General features: G+C 64.9%; 15 protein-coding genes. 9 read left to right on the top strand and 6 right to left on the bottom strand.

Annotation, left to right across the window (positions count from 1 at the left end; genetic code table 11):
• Nucleotides 1-31: 31 nt before the first annotated feature.
• Entirely contained in the window at nucleotides 32-892 is an 861-nt protein-coding gene (tesB, locus tag NWI01_RS07815; RefSeq protein ID WP_141383320.1) for an acyl-CoA thioesterase II, read from the bottom strand.
• A gap of 169 nt (nucleotides 893-1061) precedes the next feature.
• Here tesB and NWI01_RS07820 point away from each other — a divergent pair, with 169 nt between their 5' ends.
• The 5 genes from NWI01_RS07820 to NWI01_RS07840 all read left to right on the top strand — a co-directional run bounded on the left by NWI01_RS07820 (nucleotide 1062) and on the right by NWI01_RS07840 (nucleotide 8633).
• Nucleotides 1062-2282 (top strand): ubiquinone biosynthesis hydroxylase, encoded by a 1221-nt coding sequence (locus NWI01_RS07820; RefSeq protein ID WP_141383321.1) that lies wholly within the window; start codon nucleotides 1062-1064, stop codon nucleotides 2280-2282.
• A gap of 439 nt (nucleotides 2283-2721) precedes the next feature.
• A complete protein-coding gene (locus NWI01_RS07825; RefSeq protein ID WP_141383322.1) occupies nucleotides 2722-3993 on the top strand; it encodes an aminotransferase class I/II-fold pyridoxal phosphate-dependent enzyme in 1272 nt (423 codons plus the stop codon).
• A 12-nt stretch (nucleotides 3994-4005) separates the two neighbouring features.
• Nucleotides 4006-6507, top strand: coding sequence for a DNA translocase FtsK (locus NWI01_RS07830; RefSeq protein ID WP_141383323.1), 2502 nt, complete (start codon nucleotides 4006-4008; stop codon nucleotides 6505-6507).
• Nucleotides 6508-6938: 431 nt separating this feature from the next.
• Nucleotides 6939-7715 carry an outer membrane lipoprotein carrier protein LolA gene (locus NWI01_RS07835; protein WP_141383332.1) on the top strand — a complete coding sequence of 259 codons (777 nt, stop codon included), beginning with the start codon at nucleotides 6939-6941 and terminating at the stop codon, nucleotides 7713-7715.
• A gap of 102 nt (nucleotides 7716-7817) precedes the next feature.
• Entirely contained in the window at nucleotides 7818-8633 is an 816-nt protein-coding gene (locus tag NWI01_RS07840) for an exodeoxyribonuclease III (protein WP_141383324.1), read from the top strand.
• A 102-nt stretch (nucleotides 8634-8735) separates the two neighbouring features.
• On the opposite strand, the gene NWI01_RS07845 is transcribed toward NWI01_RS07840, so the two are convergent.
• Together NWI01_RS07845 and NWI01_RS07850 are read right to left on the bottom strand one after the other, a co-directional pair.
• On the bottom strand, nucleotides 8736-9185 hold the full coding sequence (locus NWI01_RS07845; protein WP_041344626.1) for a cyclic nucleotide-binding domain-containing protein: 450 nt from the start codon (nucleotides 9183-9185) through the stop codon (nucleotides 8736-8738).
• A gap of 154 nt (nucleotides 9186-9339) precedes the next feature.
• Entirely contained in the window at nucleotides 9340-10026 is a 687-nt protein-coding gene (locus tag NWI01_RS07850) for a response regulator transcription factor (RefSeq protein ID WP_011313424.1), read from the bottom strand.
• Nucleotides 10027-10293: 267 nt separating this feature from the next.
• On the opposite strand from NWI01_RS07850, the gene NWI01_RS07855 reads away from it, so the two are divergent.
• Nucleotides 10294-10842, top strand: coding sequence for a L,D-transpeptidase family protein (locus tag NWI01_RS07855; RefSeq protein WP_244613689.1), 549 nt, complete (start codon nucleotides 10294-10296; stop codon nucleotides 10840-10842).
• A 164-nt stretch (nucleotides 10843-11006) separates the two neighbouring features.
• Here NWI01_RS07855 and NWI01_RS07860 read toward each other — a convergent pair whose 3' ends face one another.
• Both NWI01_RS07860 and NWI01_RS07865 read right to left on the bottom strand, forming a co-directional pair.
• Entirely contained in the window at nucleotides 11007-11681 is a 675-nt protein-coding gene (locus NWI01_RS07860) for a YggS family pyridoxal phosphate-dependent enzyme (protein ID WP_141383326.1), read from the bottom strand.
• The gene (locus tag NWI01_RS07865; RefSeq protein ID WP_141383327.1) at nucleotides 11678-12382 is read right to left on the bottom strand and encodes a glutathione S-transferase N-terminal domain-containing protein; all 705 of its coding nucleotides are present in this window, start codon (nucleotides 12380-12382) and stop codon (nucleotides 11678-11680) included. The genes NWI01_RS07860 and NWI01_RS07865 overlap by 4 nt, the downstream gene beginning before the upstream one ends.
• Before the next feature lie 164 nt (nucleotides 12383-12546).
• Between NWI01_RS07865 and leuS the strand changes: the two genes are divergently transcribed.
• The 3 genes from leuS to holA are packed head-to-tail and all read left to right on the top strand — an operon-like array spanning nucleotide 12547 to nucleotide 16796.
• Complete coding sequence (gene leuS / locus NWI01_RS07870; protein WP_141383328.1) at nucleotides 12547-15186, top strand: leucine--tRNA ligase; 2640 nt, start codon at nucleotides 12547-12549, stop codon at nucleotides 15184-15186.
• Nucleotides 15173-15757: an LPS assembly lipoprotein LptE gene (gene lptE, locus NWI01_RS07875; protein WP_141383329.1), complete on the top strand. Its 585-nt coding sequence runs from the start codon at nucleotides 15173-15175 to the stop codon at nucleotides 15755-15757. Before leuS ends, lptE begins: the two co-directional genes overlap by 14 nt.
• Before the next feature lie 10 nt (nucleotides 15758-15767).
• Nucleotides 15768-16796 carry a DNA polymerase III subunit delta gene (gene holA / locus NWI01_RS07880; protein ID WP_141383330.1) on the top strand — a complete coding sequence of 343 codons (1029 nt, stop codon included), beginning with the start codon at nucleotides 15768-15770 and terminating at the stop codon, nucleotides 16794-16796.
• 29 nt (nucleotides 16797-16825) lie between these two features.
• Here holA and NWI01_RS07885 read toward each other — a convergent pair whose 3' ends face one another.
• Nucleotides 16826-17710, bottom strand: a complete 885-nt coding sequence (locus NWI01_RS07885) for a ParB/RepB/Spo0J family partition protein (protein WP_141383331.1) — start codon at nucleotides 17708-17710, stop codon at nucleotides 16826-16828.
• Nucleotides 17711-17902 lie beyond the last annotated feature (192 nt).

The raw sequence follows: 17902 nt of genomic DNA on the forward strand, positions 1-17902 counted from the left end.
CGCTTCTGATTCCATCAGAAGCGAAAAGGCTCTAGCGCCGCTCTCGGACCGAGCCTTCCTGCGCCACCGATGCGATCAGCGTGCCGTCCTGCCTGAAGATCAGGCCGCGCGCGAGGCCACGGCCGCTCTGCGCGCTCGGCGAATCCTGCGCGTAGAGCAGCCATTCGTCGGCGCGGAACGGGCGGTGAAACCACATGGCGTGATCGAGCGAGGCAGCCATCATGTGCCTGTCGAACAGGGTGCGGCCGTAGCGCGCCATCACCGCATCCAGCAGCGCGAAATCCGACGCATAGGCCAGCGCGCACATGTGCAGCGCCGGGTCGTCGGGCAGTTTCGCCGCCGTGCGGATCCAGACATGGACGCGGCCGTCCCCGATCTTCTCGCCGAAGTAGCGATTGAGCTCGACCGGGCGCAGGTCGATCGGCCGGTCCGATTCGTAGTAGCGGCGGATGAACTCCGGCATCTCCCTGAACACCGGCTGCTTGATGAATTCCTCCGGCGAAAGCTGCTCGGGCGGCGGCACGTCCGGCATTCTCTCCTGATGATTGAAGGCGCCCTCCTCGTCCACATGGAACGAGACCATGATCGAGAAGATGGCGCGGCCGTGCTGGATCGCGGTGACGCGCCGCGTCGCATAGCTCTTGCCGTCGCGCAGCCGCTCCACCTGATAGATGATCGGAACGGCGGGGTCGCCCGGCAGGATGAAGTAGCAATGCAGCGAGTGCGGCAGGCGGCCTTCCACGGTGCGGCAGGCCGCGGCCATCGCCTGCCCGATCACCTGCCCGCCGAACACCCGCTGCCAACCCGTCTTCGGGCTGCTGCCGCGAAACAGGTTTTCCTCGATCGGCTCCAGATCGAGGATCGAGATCAGATCGGTCAGGCTTTCGGACATCAAGGCGCTTTCAACATGAACTCATGCATTGTCATATCGTTAGTCCGGGTTCGCGGCCTCCAAGCGCCTGAAACGACGATACGGTCCAGGCGGTTGCTAAGGAAGCAACGTTTGGAAACAGGTTTCGTCCGGCTATACTGCGGCAGCATAGAAGCAAGGCGTACGTACCATGACGACACAACAGAGCATTGTCATCTGCGGCGGCGCATTTGCCGGGCTGGCGCTGGCGCTGGCGCTGCGTCAGGGGCTTGGCGCTGAAATTCCGATCGTGGTCGCCGATCCGATGCTGGCGAACCGGCCGAGCCGCGATCCGCGCGCCACCGCTATCGTCGCCGCGTGCCGCCGGCTGTTCGAGGCGCTCGGGGTCTGGGACGAGGTGGCCGCGACCGCGCAGCCGATGCTCGACATGGTGGTCACCGATTCGAAGCTTGAGGACGCCACCCGTCCGGTGTTCCTGACCTTCGCCGGCAACGTCCAGCCCGGCGAGCCGTTCGCGCACATGGTGGAGAACCGCTACCTGATCGAGGCGCTGGCGTCGCGCGCGGAAGCCGCGGGCGTCGATCTGCGCGCCACGGCGGTGACAGGAAACGATGTCCGGCCCGGCGGCGTCACCGTCTCGCTGGCCGACGGCTCGACGATCGAGGCGAGCCTTCTGGTCGCGGCCGACGGCGCGCGCTCGAAGCTGCGGGAGCGCGCCGGGATCGCCACCCACGGCTGGGAGTATGATCAGTCCGGCATCGTCGTCACTGTCGGCCACGAGCGCGATCATCAGGGCCGCGCCGAAGAGCATTTTCTTCCCGCCGGGCCGTTCGCGATCCTGCCGCTGACGGGCAGGCGCTCGTCGCTGGTGTGGACCGAGAAGCGGGCGGAGGCGGCGCGCATCGTCGCGTTGCCTGACGAGGAATTTCACACCGAGCTGGAACAGCGCTTCGGCCTTCACCTCGGCGAGGTCAAGGCGCTCGACAAGCCGCGCGCGTTTCCGCTTCAGTATTTTGTCGCGCGCTCGTTCATCGCGGAGCGGCTGACGCTGGTGGGCGACGCGGCGCATGTGATCCATCCGATCGCGGGACAGGGCCTCAACCTCGGACTGAAGGATGTCGCGGCGCTGGCCGAAGTCGTGGTCGATGCCGTCAGGCTCGGCATCGATCCGGGGCAGGCCGACGTGCTGGAGCGCTATCAGCGCTGGCGGCGCTTCGACACCATGGCGATGGGCTTCGCCACCAACACGCTCAACGTGCTGTTCTCCAACGAATCGACGCTGTTGCGCAGCGTGCGCGACATCGGGCTCGGTCTGGTCGACCGAATGCCGCCTTTGAAGAACGCCTTCATTCGCCAGGCGGCCGGACTGACTGGCGAAGTACCGCGGCTGCTCAAGGGCGAGGCGTTGTAGGCGACTGTCACAGAGTCCGATTCGCGACGAAATCGTTGCGCTTCTCGCAAGTAAGAAGGCCAAGAAACCGGCTCTAAAACGAAAAGGCCCTGCCGGGGCTTGTAATCGCCTAGGCAGGGTTGCCCTTCCGGGTCTGGAGGCTCAACGCATTCAGCTGGAAGCCCGGCAGTGAACGGCGCGAGCAATCGGGTCTAATGTTGCTACTCGTTGAATAATTTCAAGTTACAAGCCGATAGCTTTTATTCCCATCTCTCATAAATACCGCTTTGGCAGCCAGGTAGAAACCGGAAGTTCCCTCAACCAAGGAGCACCCGCAAAACCATGCCCTCTCCCCGATGGTTAATCGCGTCTTAACCCGGCCGCAGCTAAGCTTACTCAACCCTCTTTCGTTCGGCCTCGACCTGCGGCCGAACGTGTTGAAAGTGTTGACGCTTAACCGATGGCAACCCCCGCTTCATCGCGCGCGGCGCAAGGCGCTGCCCGCCCGACTCAGCTCGCCGCCGGCGCGTCCCCGTCCGCCGCCGGCCCGGCCGCGTTGACGGCTGCGAGCGAGCGGTCGCCGTTCGCGCGGACGGCGGAGTTGCTTGCGCCCTACAAGCCGGAACAGTCCCTGATCAACCTGTCGCTGGGCGAGCCGCAGCACCCGCCGCCCGATTTCGTCGGCCCGATCCTGTCCCGGCATATCGACGAGTTCAGGCGATACCCGATGGCGCGTGGAATTGAGCCGTTCCGCCGCGCCGCCGCGGACTGGCTGTCGCGGCGCTTCGCGCTGCCGCGCGCGATCGATCCCGACACCGAGATTCTGGCGCTGAACGGCAGCCGCGAGGGGCTGTTTTACGCCGCGATCGCCGCCGCCCGCAACATTGCGCCGCGCAAGGGCCCGCCGGCCATCCTGATGCCGAACCCGTTTTACCCGGCCTATGGCGCGGGCGCGCGCGCCGCCAATTGCGAAACCATTTTCCTGCCGGCCACGGGCGCCAACGGCTTCCTGCCCGACCTCGATGCGCTCGACGAGTCCACGCTGGCGCGGACGGTCGCGATCTATCTCGCCTCGCCCGCCAATCCGCAGGGCGCGGTGGCTTCGCGCGATTACCTCGCGCGCCTGATCGCGCTAGCGCGCCGTCACGGTTTTCTCGTGTTCTCGGACGAATGCTACTCAGAGATCTACACGCAAAATCCACCCGGCAGCGCGCTGGAATGCGCGGGGCCGGACTTCGCCAACGTGATCGCGTTCCAGTCGCTCTCCAAACGCTCGAACCTGCCGGGGCTGCGCGTCGGCTTCGTCGCCGGAGACCGGAATTTCCTCAGCGCGTTCCATGAGCTGCGCAACGTCGCCGCGCCGCAGGTGCCGGTGCCGCTGCAGCATGTCGGCGTGGCCGCCTATGGCGACGAGGCCCATGTCGAGGAGAACCGACGGCTCTACCGGCTCAAGTTCGATCTCGCCGATGAGATCATCGGCGCTCGCTACGGCTATGCGAGGCCCGCCGGCGGCTTCTGCCTCTGGCTGGATGTCTCCGCTTATGGAGGCGACGAGGCCGCGACGATCAGGCTTTACAGGGAGGCCGGCCTGCGCGTCGTGCCCGGAAGCTATCTGGCGCGGCCGCAAGCCGGCGGCGGCAATCCCGGCGCGGGCTATATCCGCCTGGCGCTGGTGGCGGACATCGAAACCACGGCCGAGGCGTTGCAGCGGCTGGTGAAAACTCTCGGTTAATCGCGGGGCACCATGAGCATGGCAGCGATCGAACGCCTTCTTCCCATCGTCGATCAGATACCGCCGTCGATCCGCGAGCCGCTGGCCCGGCGCCTGCGCGAACTAACCGGGCTCGGCCTGATCGGATTGTCGGGCGCGGCCGCGGCCGCGCTGATGTCGTGGTCGGTGCAGGACCCGAGTCTCAGCCACGCCACCTCGCGCCCGATCCACAACGTCCTCGGCTATCCCGGCGCGATCGGCGCGGATCTCCTGATGCAGATTCTCGGCCTCGGCGCGATCATGCTGATCCTGCCGGTGGCGATCTGGGGATGGCGGATGCTGACCCATCGCCCGTTCGATCGCGAGGCCTCGCGTCTCGCCTGCTGGATTCTTTGCACCACATCCGCCGCCGGCTTCGCCAGTTGCTGGCCCCATAACGGCGCCTGGCCGCTGCCCACCGGTCTCGGCGGCGTGGTCGGCGACGCGCTGGTGCGGGCGCCCGCGATTATGTTCGGCCCGGCAGGCGTGCTGCAAAGCATCGTGCTCGGCGCGATCATGCTTCTGGTCATGGCGGCGACGTTCCTTTGGGCCAGCGGCGTGCGATCGCGGCCGGCCGAAGAATCGCCCGAAATCGAGGACGACGCGCCGTTCGATGAGGGCGACGACCACGCCTCGGTCTCGCTAGGCTGGGCGGTTCACGCGCTGATGAGCGCGAAGGCGCGGCTCAAGCGCCTGAAGCTCGGTGCGCTGCTTGCGCTGGCCTACAAGTCGCTGGTGTCGAGCGCGCCACGGAATTCCGGTGCGCTGGCGTTCGAGCGCCAGGAGCCCAATCTCGGCGGCGGACCCATCGCTCCCTCCCTGGCGCCGGGTCGCGCCGGCCATGACGACGACATCGATGACGAGCTTGACGATGATCCGGAGGACGAAGCGGAGGAAGATGAGGAAGACGATGCGGCGCCGGTCGTCGCCGCGCCACGCCGGAAGGCCGCTCCCCGCCAGCCGGCGAAGAAAGCCGGCAAGTTCGAGCTGCCCTCTGTCAACGTTCTGAGCGCGCCGCGCGCCTCCGACCGCCAGCCGCTCAGCAAGTCCGAGCTGGAAGCCAATTCGCGGGCGCTGGAAGGCGTGCTTGGCGACTTCGGCGTGCGCGGCGAGATCGTGAAAGCCAATCCCGGACCGGTGGTCACGCTGTATGAACTGGAGCCCGCGCCCGGCATCAAGTCGGCGCGCGTCATCGGCCTCGCCGACGATATCGCGCGTTCGATGAGCGCCCTGTCGGCGCGCGTCGCCGTCGTTCCCGGCCGCAACGCCATCGGCATCGAGCTGCCGAACGCGCATCGCGAGAAGGTGTACCTGCGGGAGCTGCTCACCGCCAGGGAGGCGACCGAGTCGGTCGCCAAGCTGCCGCTCTGCCTCGGCAAGACCATCGGCGGCGACCCCGTCATCATCGATCTCGCGCGCACGCCGCATATGCTGATCGCCGGCACCACCGGCTCCGGCAAATCGGTCGCGATCAACACCATGATTCTCAGCCTGTTGTACCGGCTGCGGCCCGATCAGTGCCGTCTCATCATGGTCGATCCGAAGATGCTCGAACTCTCGGTCTATGACGGCATCCCGCATCTGCTGACGCCGGTCGTCACCGACCCGAAGAAGGCGGTGGTCGCGCTGAAATGGGCCGTGCGCGAGATGGAAGAGCGCTACAAGAAGATGGCCAAGCTCGGCGTGCGCAACATCGACGGCTACAATACCCGTCTCGTCGACGCCAAGACCAAGGGCGAGGATCTGACGCGCACGGTGCATACCGGCTTCGACAAGGAGACCGGCAAGGCGATCTACGAGGAAGAGAAGCTGGAATTCGAACCGCTGCCCTTCATCGTCATCATCGTGGATGAAATGGCCGACCTGATGATGGTCGCCGGCAAGGATATCGAGGGCGCGGTCCAGCGACTTGCGCAGATGGCGCGCGCCGCCGGCCTTCATGTCATCCTCGCGACCCAGCGTCCGTCGGTCGACGTCATCACCGGCACCATCAAGGCCAACTTCCCGACCCGCATCGCCTTCCAGGTGACGTCGAAGATCGACAGCCGCACCATTCTCGGCGAAATGGGCGCCGAGCAACTGCTCGGCCAGGGCGACATGCTTTACATGGCGGGCGGCGGACGCATCTCGCGCGTCCATGGGCCGTTTGCGTCGGATGAAGAAGTCGAGAAGGTGGTTCGCCACCTCAAGACGCAAGGCGCGCCCGAGTATCTCGAGGCGGTCACGGCCGAAGAACCCGCCGAGGGCGAGGATGGCGCGGTGTTCGACGGCACGAGCATGGGCAGCGACGGCGGCGGCGATCTGTTCGCACAGGCGGTCGCGATCGTGAAGCGCGACCGCAAGGCCTCCACCAGCTACATTCAGCGCCGCCTCCAGATCGGCTACAACCGCGCCGCCTCGCTGATGGAGCGCATGGAACTCGAAGGCATCGTCGGGCAGGCCAATCACGCAGGAAAGCGCGAAATCCTGGTCGAGGAAGAAGAAGGTCACTTCTGATTCATGACGATCACGTTGATCACGTTTTTCGGAGTCGCGAAATCGCCACAGCGCTGCGCGAGACCCTTTCGGCCGCGCGTCGCGGATGCGAATGTCGAATTCAAAACTCCACGAGCGGCTTATATTTGCTAGTGGTCTTTCGATTCTAACCTTCGCAGGAAAGCATGCTGAAACGGGATGCGAATGTTAGAATCGGACCACTAGAGCGTTTTCGAACGAAGCATGTCCCCGGGCTTGAGCCCTAAGGATGGAATCCGGTTCGCGTGAAGAAAACGCGTCAAAACAATATCTGAGTGCCCCGCTTCTGATTCAATCAGAAGCGGAAAGGCTCTAGAAAGCACACCTCGGGCGGACAGGACGAAACATTGAGCAGAGACGTGACACATCCCTCCGCGGCCAGCCGTCCGATCCGCGCCGGTGCGCACGTCGTCATGGCCGGACTCGCCGCGGCGCTGACCACGAGCCTTTTTGTACCGCCCACCCTCGCCGAAGCCGTGCCGATCCCGCAACCGGCGCCCGAGGTTCTTCGCGCCGGGGAGCCCGCGATGCTGCTGGCTCAGGCCGGCAAGCCTGAAGTCACGGGAACCACGCGGCCGCCCGACCCGATCATTCCCGACCCGCGCCGCAACGTACCGGCCAATATTTTTGCAACTTTCGACGCGAATCAGAAGGCGGCGGCGGCCCGGGTCAGCAGCTACCTGTCGTCGCTGCGGACGCTGGCCGGAAAGTTCGTGCAGGTCGGCCCTGACGGCAGCCGCTCGACCGGCGAATTCTACATCCAGAAACCGGGCAAGGTTCGGTTCGAATACGATCCTCCATCGCCGATCGCGATGATCTCCGACGGCTCGTCGCTCGTCATTCGCGACACCAGGCTCGCGACCCAGGATGTATACCCGCTGTCGCAAACGCCGCTGCGCTATCTGTTGTCGGACCGTATCGACCTGATGAGGGACACCAACGTCGTCGCCGTGACATCGGACGATCTCTACATCAGCGTCATCATCGAAGAAAAGCAGGCGCTGGTCGGCACCTCCCGCCTCATGTTCATGGTCGGCGTCAAGGACGGCAAGCTCAAGCAGTGGACCATCACCGATCCGCAAGGTTACGACACCACGGTGGCGATCTACAATCTGAACCCGACAGCGAAGCTCGATCCCGCGCTGTTCAGGATCAATGACACCATGCATCCGGCATCGACCAATAACTGAGCGCTGAAGTCCTCTTCCTTTCCCTCTCGCCTTGTGGGAGAGGATGCCCGAGCATCCGCGAGGGCGGGTGAGGGGAATAAACATCGACTGTAACAGCACCTCATGCATCTCACCTTGACCACCTGGAACATCAACTCGGTGCGGCTGCGCATCGATCTCGTCGCCAAATTTCTGAAAGCGCAGCAGCCGGACGTTCTGTGCCTGCAGGAAACCAAATGCCCCGATGACGCCTTCCCGCTGAAACATTTCCACCGGCTCGGCTATGAGCATATCGCGCTCAACGGCCAGAAGGGATATCACGGGGTGGCGGTAGTCTCGAAGCTGCCTTTCGACGCCAGCAACATCCGCACATTCTGCGACAAGATCGACTCCCGCCACGTCAGCGTGATCCTCGGCGGCGAGGCGGGTCTCGCCGCGCCGCTGGTGCTGCATAACTTCTACGTGCCCGCGGGCGGCGACGTTCCCGATCCCGCGCTCAATCCGAAGTTCGCTCACAAGCTGCAGTTTCTCGACGAGATGAAAGGCTGCGCGCCGCTGCATCCGGGCAACGGCGACCGGCATGTGCTGGTCGGCGATCTCAACGTCGCTCCGCATGAGAACGACGTCTGGTCGCACAAGCAGCTCCTCAAGATCGTCTCGCACACACCGATCGAATGCGAAAAGCTGCTCGGCGTGCAGGATCGCGGCAACTGGATCGACATCGCTCGCGCGCGGATCCCGATGTCGGAGAAAGTCTATACGTGGTGGAGCTATCGCGCCGCCGACTGGGTTGCCGCCAATCGCGGCCGCAGGCTCGATCATATCTGGGTCTCGGAGGCGCTGCGCGACGGAATCCGCGACTTTCGCATCACCCGCGACGCTCGCGGCTGGGAGCGTCCATCCGATCATGTGCCGGTGACAGCCGTGATCGAGGTGTAAGCACCTTTGCCGCGGTGGGGCGAGAACCCGTGTGACGGCAACGCGGCTATAGCCTTTTCGCTTCCGACGAAATCGGAAGCGAGGCTCTGAAAAACGCGATGATCAGCTGCTCAGCTTCGCCGACGCCATCAGGATGTCGCTGGTGGTTTGCCGGGTACGATTGGCGAATTCGTCGCGAAGGCGCTGGGCGGCGGCGGGATAGCTGTCGAGCACGCGCAGAAACAGGGTGCGCGGAATGCGGATGACCATCGAATATTCACGCGCGATCGCGGTGGCCGGCCGTGATATCGGCACGATCAGGGCCAGTTCGCCGATCAGCGTGCCGCGCTCGGCGACAACTTTCCGATCGCGGCCGTTCGGGACGTGGATGCGAAAGCCGCCTTCCTGAACCACATATCCCCCGTCCGCCTCGTCACCGGCGCGGAACAGGATCGACCCGCTGGCGAACTGCTGCTGTTCGGCGCCGATGGCAAGCACGCGCAGGGCCTCCGCGCCCAGCAGGCGCAGGGTCGGGACGCGCTCAAGCAGGACAACGTCATCGTCGATCGACATGCAGAACCGGTTCGATGATCCATCCCGGATCATCCAGATGCTGTTTTGACGGGAGCCGACATGAGTCGTCAACCTGTCGCGTTTTCTTTCCGCGAACCGGCATCCCTCCTCGGGTCCAGCCCCGAAGACATGCTTCGCTCGAAAACGCTAAAATTCAGGGCACGAGCTTATAGCCACCGGCCTCGGTGACCAGAATTTCCGGATTGGCGGCGTCTTTCTCGATCTTCTGGCGCAACCGGTAGATGTGGGTTTCCAGGGTGTGGGTGGTGACGCCGGAATTGTATCCCCAGACCTCCTGCAGCAGCGTGTCGCGCGACACCGACATCTGGCCGGCCCGGTACAGGAAGCGCAGAATCGCCGTCTCCTTCTCGGTCAGCCGCACCTTCTTGCCATTGCCGGTCGTCAGCATCTTGGCGCCGGGCCGGAAACTGTAGGGTCCGACCGAGAACACCGCGTCCTCGCTGGCCTCGTGCTGGCGCAACTGCGCGCGGATGCGCGCCAGCAGCACCGCGAACCGGAACGGCTTGGCGATATAGTCATTGGCGCCGGACTCAAGGCCCAGAATGGTGTCCGAATCGGTGTCGTGACCGGTAAGCATGATGATCGGAGCCTTGAAGCCGCCCTTGCGCAGGCTGCGCACCACTTCGCGCCCGTCCGTATCCGGCAGGCCGACGTCCATCAGCACGAGATCGGGCGAACAGGATCTGGCGGCGCTGGCGCCCTTCGCGCCGGTATCCACGGCGGACGCCTCGAATTCCTCATGCAGCGACAGTTGCTCGACCAGCGTATCGCGCAGGTCGTTATCGTCGTCCACGATCAGGATTTTGCGGGCGTTGGCCATCTATGCAATCCTCCTGGCGGCTGAAACACCCGGCGGGGCGCGCCAGCGACCTTCATCAGGTGTTTTAAGTCCCGATTCGTCCGGGCACACATGAATTTGCAGCGGTAATTTGCAGCGGTAATTTGCAGCGATTCATCGTCGAAACTTGAGTCTACCCCAGACTGAGGCGAATTTGGATGAATCCCTGTCCATCAAGCGTGCAGGGTCGGCTTTTCGGCTGAGAGTGCGCGGGAGCTCCTCCATTCCATGCAAAGCTCATGCTCTTCAATGCCTTGTACCACAAATTCCTGTGATCGTCCGCTCGCGGCGATCCGCATTCGGGCCGCCGCCGGGCGACCGCAGCGCGGCTGGCTGATCGCCGAAGGGCAGGCGATCGCGGTGACGCTCGGCCGCGGCGGCATCCGGGCCAATAAGCGCGAGGGCGACGGCGCGACCCCGAGGGGGGTCTTCCGGCCGCTAAGGTTATGGTGGCGGCCTGACCGGCACCCGCGGCCACGGACGCTTCTGCCGGTTCGCGCGATCACGCCCATGGATGGATGGTGCGAGGACCCCGCCGACCGGCGCTACAACCGGCCGATCCGACTGACGCCGAATGCGGCCGGGGACCGGCTGACGCGCGACGATCATCTCTACGACTTCATCATCGAGATCGATCACAACACCCGCCCCCGCGTCGCGGGGCGCGGCAGCGCCGTGTTCCTGCATCTGGCGCGCGACAACTTCGGCCCGACCGCCGGATGCGTGGCGATGACGCAACCCGCCATGCTGCGGCTGTTGCGGCGGATAAGCCCATGCACGAAAATCGTGATCGGGTAGAGGGAGATCGCGCCGTCGTATCGATGGCCTGACCGAGAACGTGATCGACGGAGTCCGCGCCTCGCCGTCAAGACGTGGATGGCCGGAATAAATCCGGCCATGACGACCGGATGAGACCGGAGTCGTGTCCCGCTCCGCCTTTCACGACAACGGCGTACAGGATTCTACCGCGTCCCAAAGATCGCCGAGCCGACCCTGACATGGGTCGCGCCGAGCGCGATCGCTATGGCGAAGTCCGCGCTCATGCCCATCGACAGTTGCTTGAGCCCGTTACGCCTGGCGATTTTCGCGGTGAGCGCGAAATGCGGCGCGGGCGCATCGTCCATCGGCGGAATGCACATCAGGCCCGAGATCGTCAGGCCATGGGTGTCGCGGCAGCGCGCGATGAAGTCGTCGGCATCGGACGGCGTGACCCCGGCCTTCTGCGGCTCCTCACCGGTGTTAATCTGCACGAACAGGGACGGCCGCCGATTCTGCCTGTCGATTTCCCTGGCCAGGGCTTCACAAAGGCTCGGACGGTCGACCGAATGGATGGCGTCGAACAAGGCGACAGCTTCCTTCGCCTTGTTGGACTGCAACGGACCGATCAGATGCAGCGCGAGGCCGGGATGCGCCGCGATCAGCTCGGGCCACTTTCGCTGCGCCTCCTGCACGCGATTCTCTCCGAAAACCTGCTGTCCGGCTGCGATCACCGGCGTGATCGCATCGGTATCGAAGGTTTTCGACACCGCCACCAGCGTCACCGAGGAACGCTCGCGCCGCGCGTCCCGGCACGCCCGGACGATTTCAGCTTCCACGGATGCAAGACCGTTGACCGGCGCCGTTTCACCCGTTGTCATGGCCGCGCCGGTATTGCGAGGCCGCGCTGCACCGCCGGGCGCGCCAGCCCCCGCTGCAGCCAGCCCCCGACATGGCGGAAACGATCGAATCCGACGAGATCGCGCGCATCATAGAACCCGATCAGATTCCACACCCATCCCAGCATCGCAATATCCGCGATGGTGTAGTCGTCGCCCGCAAACCACCGATGCGTCGCCAGATGCGCCTCCATGACGCCGAGCAGCCGCGTCGATTCGGCCACATAGCGGTCGCGCGGCCGCTTGTCCTGAAAATCCCGGCCGGCGAACTTATGGAAGAATCCCACCTGCCCAAACATCGGCCCGACGCCGCCCATCTGGAAGTGCAGCCACTGCAGGGTCTGCCAGCGCCGCGCCGGATCGGCGGGCAGGAACTGTCCGGTCTTCTCGGCGAGATATTGCAGGATCGCGCCCGACTCGAACAAGGCGAGCGGCTTGCCGCCGGGACCGTCGGGATCGAGGATCGCCGGGATCCTGCCGTTGGGATTGAGCGAGACGAATTCCGGGCTCTTCTGTTCGTTCCTGCCGAAATCGACGAAATGCGGCTCATAGGGCAGCCCGGTTTCCTCCAGCATGATCGAGACCTTCACCCCGTTGGGCGTCGGCACCGAATAGAGCTGCAGACGATCCGGGTAGGCGGCCGGCCAGCGGCGGGTGATCGGGAAAGCTGCGAGGTCGGCCATCGGGTCACTCCGGAAGGCGGGAAACGTCCCCGCTTACACCGCAAAACCACACCGCTTGCAAACCGCGAGCAACGCCCGCCCGGCCCGTTGACCCCCGGTCCGCTTTCATGGCCTAGTCGCGCCATCTTTCGATGCCCGCAAATCACGAAAAATTCCGCGATTCCATGACCTCAGAACGTTACAACGCCCGTGACGCCGAACCGCGCTGGCAAGCCGAGTGGGACAGGCAGGCGATCTTCGCCACCAAGAACGACGATCCGCGCGAAAAATACTACGTGCTGGAGATGTTCCCCTATCCGTCCGGGCGCATCCACATCGGCCATGTCCGCAACTACACGCTCGGCGATGTGATCGCGCGCTACATGCGCGCCAGGGGCTACAACGTGCTGCATCCGATGGGCTGGGACGCCTTCGGCCTGCCGGCCGAGAACGCCGCGATCGAGCGCAGGATCGCGCCCAAGGCGTGGACCTACGACAACATCAAGGCCATGAAGAAACAGCTCCGGTCGATCGGGCTGTCGCTCGACTGGTCGAGGGAGATCGCGACCTGCGATCCCTCCTATTACAAGCACCAGCAGAAGATGTTCCTGGACTTCCTGCGCGCCGGTCTCGCGGAGCGCGAGAAGCGCAAGATCAACTGGGACCCGGTCGACATGACCGTGCTCGCCAACGAGCAGGTGATCGACGGGCGCGGCTGGCGCTCCGGCGCCGTGGTCGAGCAGCGCGAGATGAACCAGTGGATCTTCAAGATCACGAAATTCTCGCAGGAGCTGCTGGACGCGCTCGGCACACTGGACCGCTGGCCCGACAAGGTGCGGCTGATGCAGCGCAACTGGATCGGCCGCAGCGAGGGCCTGTTGATCCGCTTCGTGCTCGACGCGGCGACGACGCCGAACAATGAGAGCGAGCTTAAAATCTTCACCACGCGCCCCGACACACTGTTCGGCGCGAGGTTCATGGCGATCGCGCCGGATCATCCGCTCGCGCAAGCGGCGGCGAAAGACAATCCCGCGCTCGCCGGATTCATCGCCGAATGCAAGCAGCGCGGCACCGCGCAGGCCGAGATCGACACCGCGGAGAAGATGGGTTTCGACACCGGCATCCGCGCGATCCATCCGTTCGACCCGGGCTGGACCCTACCGGTCTATGTCGCCAACTTCATCCTGATGGAATACGGCACCGGCGCCATCTTCGGCTGCCCGGCGCACGACCAGCGCGACCTCGACTTCGTCAACAAATACGGCCTCGGCAATGTGCCGGTGGTCTGTCCCGAGGGACAGGATGCTGCGAGCTTTATCATCACCGACACCGCCTATGACGGCGATGGGCGGATGATCAACTCCCGCTTCCTCGACGGCATGAGCGCTGACGCGGCGAAGGAGGAAGTCGCCAAGCGCCTGGAAGGCGAGACCCGCGGCAACGAACCCGTCGCCGAGCGCAAGGTGAATTTTCGCCTGCGCGACTGGGGCATCTCGCGCCAGCGCTACTGGGGCTGCCCGATCCCGGTGATCCACTGTCCCAGCTGCGACGTGGTGCCGGTGCCGGAAAAGGACCTGCCGGTGACGCTGCCGGAGGATGTCACCTTCGACAAACCGGGCAATGCGCTCGATCATCATCCAACCTGGAAGCACGTCACCTGCCCGCAATGCGGCGGAAAGGCCACGCGCGAAACCGACACCATGGACACTTTCGTCGATTCGTCCTGGTATTTCGCGCGCTTCACCGATCCCTGGAACGACAGCGCGCCGACCACGCGCGCGGTCGCCGACCGGATGCTGCCGGTGGACCAGTATATCGGCGGCGTCGAACACGCGATCCTGCACCTGCTCTATTCGCGCTTCTTCACCCGCGCGATGAAGGCCACCGGCCACCTCGGCATGGACGAGCCGTTCAAGGGCATGTTCACGCAAGGCATGGTGGTGCACGAGACCTACCGCAAACCCGACGGCGGCTGGGCCTCGCCCGAGGAGATCCGGATCGAGGTCGACGGCAACAACCGCCGCGCCACGCTGATCACGACCGGCGAACCGGTCGAGATCGGCGCGGTCGAGAAGATGTCGAAGTCGAAGCGCAACACCGTCGATCCCGACGACATCATCGGCAGCTACGGCGCCGACACCGCGCGCTGGTTCATGCTGTCCGATTCGCCGCCGGACCGCGACGTGATCTGGAGCGAGGAAGGCGTGCAGGGCGCGGCGCGCTTCATGCAGCGGCTGTGGCGGCTGGTCAACGAGGCGGCCGACGCCGGCAAGGCCGCGCCGCCAGACAGGCCCGCGACTTTCGGCGCGGATGCGAGCGGCTTGCGCAAAGCGGCGCATGGCGCGCTCGACAGGGTCTCCACCGGGATCGAGCGGCTGCATTTCAACGTCTGCCTCGCCAACATCCGCGAGTTCGCCAATGAACTGGCCGACGCCCTTGCCCGCTCCCGGAGCAACAAGTCCGCCCCGGCGCCGGACTTGAGTTGGAGCCTGCGCGAGGCGGCCATCATTCTGGTGCAGATATTCAGCCCGATGATGCCGCATCTGGCCGAGGAGTGCTGGCAACGGGCGCTGGGGCAGACCGGGCTGGTCTCGGAAGCGCGGTGGCCACAAATCGAGCCCGATTTGCTGGTTGAAGACAGCATCACGCTGCCGGTGCAGGTCAACGGCAAGAAGCGGGGCGAGGTGACGGTGGCGTCCGGCGCCGGAAATCCGGAAATTGAGGCTGCCGTTTTGGCGCTCGATGCGGTAAAGCAGGCCCTGGGCGGCAAGCAGGCTCGAAAGATCATTATCGTCCCGCAGAGGATCGTGAATGTGGTGGGGTAGATCGCCGGCTCGCCGGAGCGGAGAATGGGCCGGTTCGCGCATCGCGCTCCGAATCGGCGTCGTCGCCGTGCTGGCCGCGCTGACGGCCGGCTGCTTCCGTCCGATGTACGCCGAACGCGGCGATGGCGGCCCGGCTCTTCGCGATAAGCTGATGGGCGTCGAGCTGCTGCCGATCGACAAGCCCAATGCGTCGCCGGACGCGCGGATCGGGGTCGCCCTTCGCAACTCGCTCGCGTTCAAGCTTTACGGCAACGCCACCGGCGCGCCGCCGACGCACCAGCTCAAGATCCGCTTCGGCATCAGCCGATCGTCGCTGATGCTCGATCCCCGCACCGCGCTGCCTTCCAATGAGAGCTTCGGCATCGATGCGAGCTATCAGTTGATCGAGGTCGCCTCCGGCAAGATCGTCCTCAACGCGACCACCTTCGCCCGCACCTCCTATGACATTCCCGGCCAGTTCCAGCGTTTCGCCCGCGCGCGCGCCTACCGTGACGCGGAGGACCGCGCCGCCGAGCAGATCGCCGAGAACATCAACACCCGGCTGGCCTCGTTCTTCTACGCCGGCACCTGATCGACGGCGAATGGTCGCGCTGCGCGGAAAGGACATCGACAGCTTTCTCGCCCGGCCCGATCCGGCCCGACCGATCATCCTGCTCTACGGTCCCGACGCCGGCCTGGTGCGCGAGCGCGCCAACGCCCTGATAAGCTCGGCCGTTGACGACCCGGGCGACCCGTTTTCGTTAGTCCGGCTCGATGGCGACGATCTCGCCGCCGAGCCCTCGCGTCTGGTCGACGAGGCGATGACGGTGCCGCTGTTCGGCGGCCGCCGCGCCATCCGGATCAAGGCGGGATCACGCAGCTTCGCGAGCGGCGTCGATACGCTGGCGAATTCCACCATCCAGGATTGCCGGATCGTGATCGAGGCCGGTGAACTGAGACCGGAATCGCCGCTGCGCAAGGCCTGCGAGCGCGCGAAGAACGCGGTGGCGATTGCCTGCTATCCCGACACCGAACGCGATCTGGCGCGGCTGATCGACGAGGAGTTGCGCGCCTCCGACCTGAAGATCGCGCCTGACGCCCGCGCGACGCTGATGTCGTTGCTCGGCGGCGACCGCCAGGCCTCGCGCAACGAGCTGCGCAAGATCGCGCTCTATGCTCATGGACAAGGCGAGATCACGCTCCTCGACGTCATGGCCGTGGTCTCCGACGCATCCGACTTCAAGCTCGACCCCGTCATCGACGCCGCGTTCGCCGGCAGGCCAGCGGCGGTCGAAGCCGAGTTCGCCAAGGCCATGGTCGCCGGCACCTATCCGGGCCTCGTCATCTCGGCCGCGCAGCGTTTTGTCGCCGCCCTGCACAAGGCCGCGCTTTTGATGGAAGACGGCGCGCCGGCCTCATCGGCCACTGAGCGCGGATTTCCGCGCCTGCATTTTTCGCGCAAGGCGGCCGTGGAAACGGCGTTGAATCATTTCAGCGCCTCGCGGCTGGTTCAGGTGATGGACCAGCTTGCCGTCGCGGCGTTGCAAACTCGCAAGCACGCGACGCTGGCGCCAGCGATCGCGCAGCGCGCCCTGATGTCGATCGCGGTGAATGCCAGAAGACGGGGGTAACTCCGCCGATCAATTGAACCAGATACGTTCTACGTCCCCTTCGAATCCAACCTTTTCAAAATCTCGTCAAGCTGGTCGAGGTCGCGATAGCGGATCTGCACGACGCCGCCGGGGTCCTTATGGTCCACCGTGACGGCGAGACCGAGCGCGTCGCTGACGCGCTTTTCCAGCGCCAGCGTATCCGGATCCTTCTGCGGCCTGTCCGCGCGCGCCTTTTGCGGCTTGCGCTCCGGCACGCCTTGCTCATGCGCGAGCGCCTCGGCCTGCCGCACGTTGAGACGTTCCGCGATGATGCGCTTCGCCGCGGTGGAAGGATCAGGCAAACCGATCAGCGCGCGCGCATGACCCGCTGACAGTTCGCCGGAGGCGATCAGCGCCCGCACATCGTCCGGCAGTTTCGTCAGCCGCATCATGTTGGCGACGTGGCTGCGGCTCTTGCCGACGATCCTCGCGATGTCGTCCTGAGTGCGTTCGAATTCATTGGCGAGCGCGTGATAGCCCTGCGCCTCTTCCATGGCGTTGAGATCCTCGCGCTGCACGTTCTCGACGATCGCGATCTCGAGCGCGACATGATCGCTGACGTCGACCGGTACGATCGGGACCTCATGCAGCCCCGCGGATTGCGCCGCGCGCCAGCGACGCTCGCCCGCGATGATCTCAAAGCGATCCTGCATCCCCTTCACGGGCCGCACCACGATCGGCTGGATCACGCCGTGCTGTTTGATGGAGTCCGACAACTCGCCGAGCTCGACATCGGAAAACGTGCGCCGTGGATTGCGCGGATTGGGTTGCAAGAATTCGATCGGCACCTTGCGCTGCACGCGCGGGCGCTCGGCGTGCGCGGCCTCGCCGCCGACATCGCCGATCAGGCTTGCAAGGCCGCGTCCCAATCGCGAGCGCGCTTCATCGGCCATCGCCGGTTTCCTCGGATTCAACTCACGCTCCTGACATTGCCCTGGAGTCCGATCACTCGCGCACGACGCGGATCGTGCAGAACGGGAAAACCTAGAGCCTTTGAATCAGAAGCGAGGCTCTAGATTACTGTTTTGACGCGTTTTCTTCACGCGAACCGGTGTCCGCTTCGCTCGAAAACGCTCTAGAGCGGC

Origin of the sequence: Nitrobacter winogradskyi (assembly GCF_006539545.1) — a bacterium.
GTDB classification, from domain to species: Bacteria; Pseudomonadota; Alphaproteobacteria; order Rhizobiales; family Xanthobacteraceae; genus Nitrobacter; species Nitrobacter winogradskyi_A.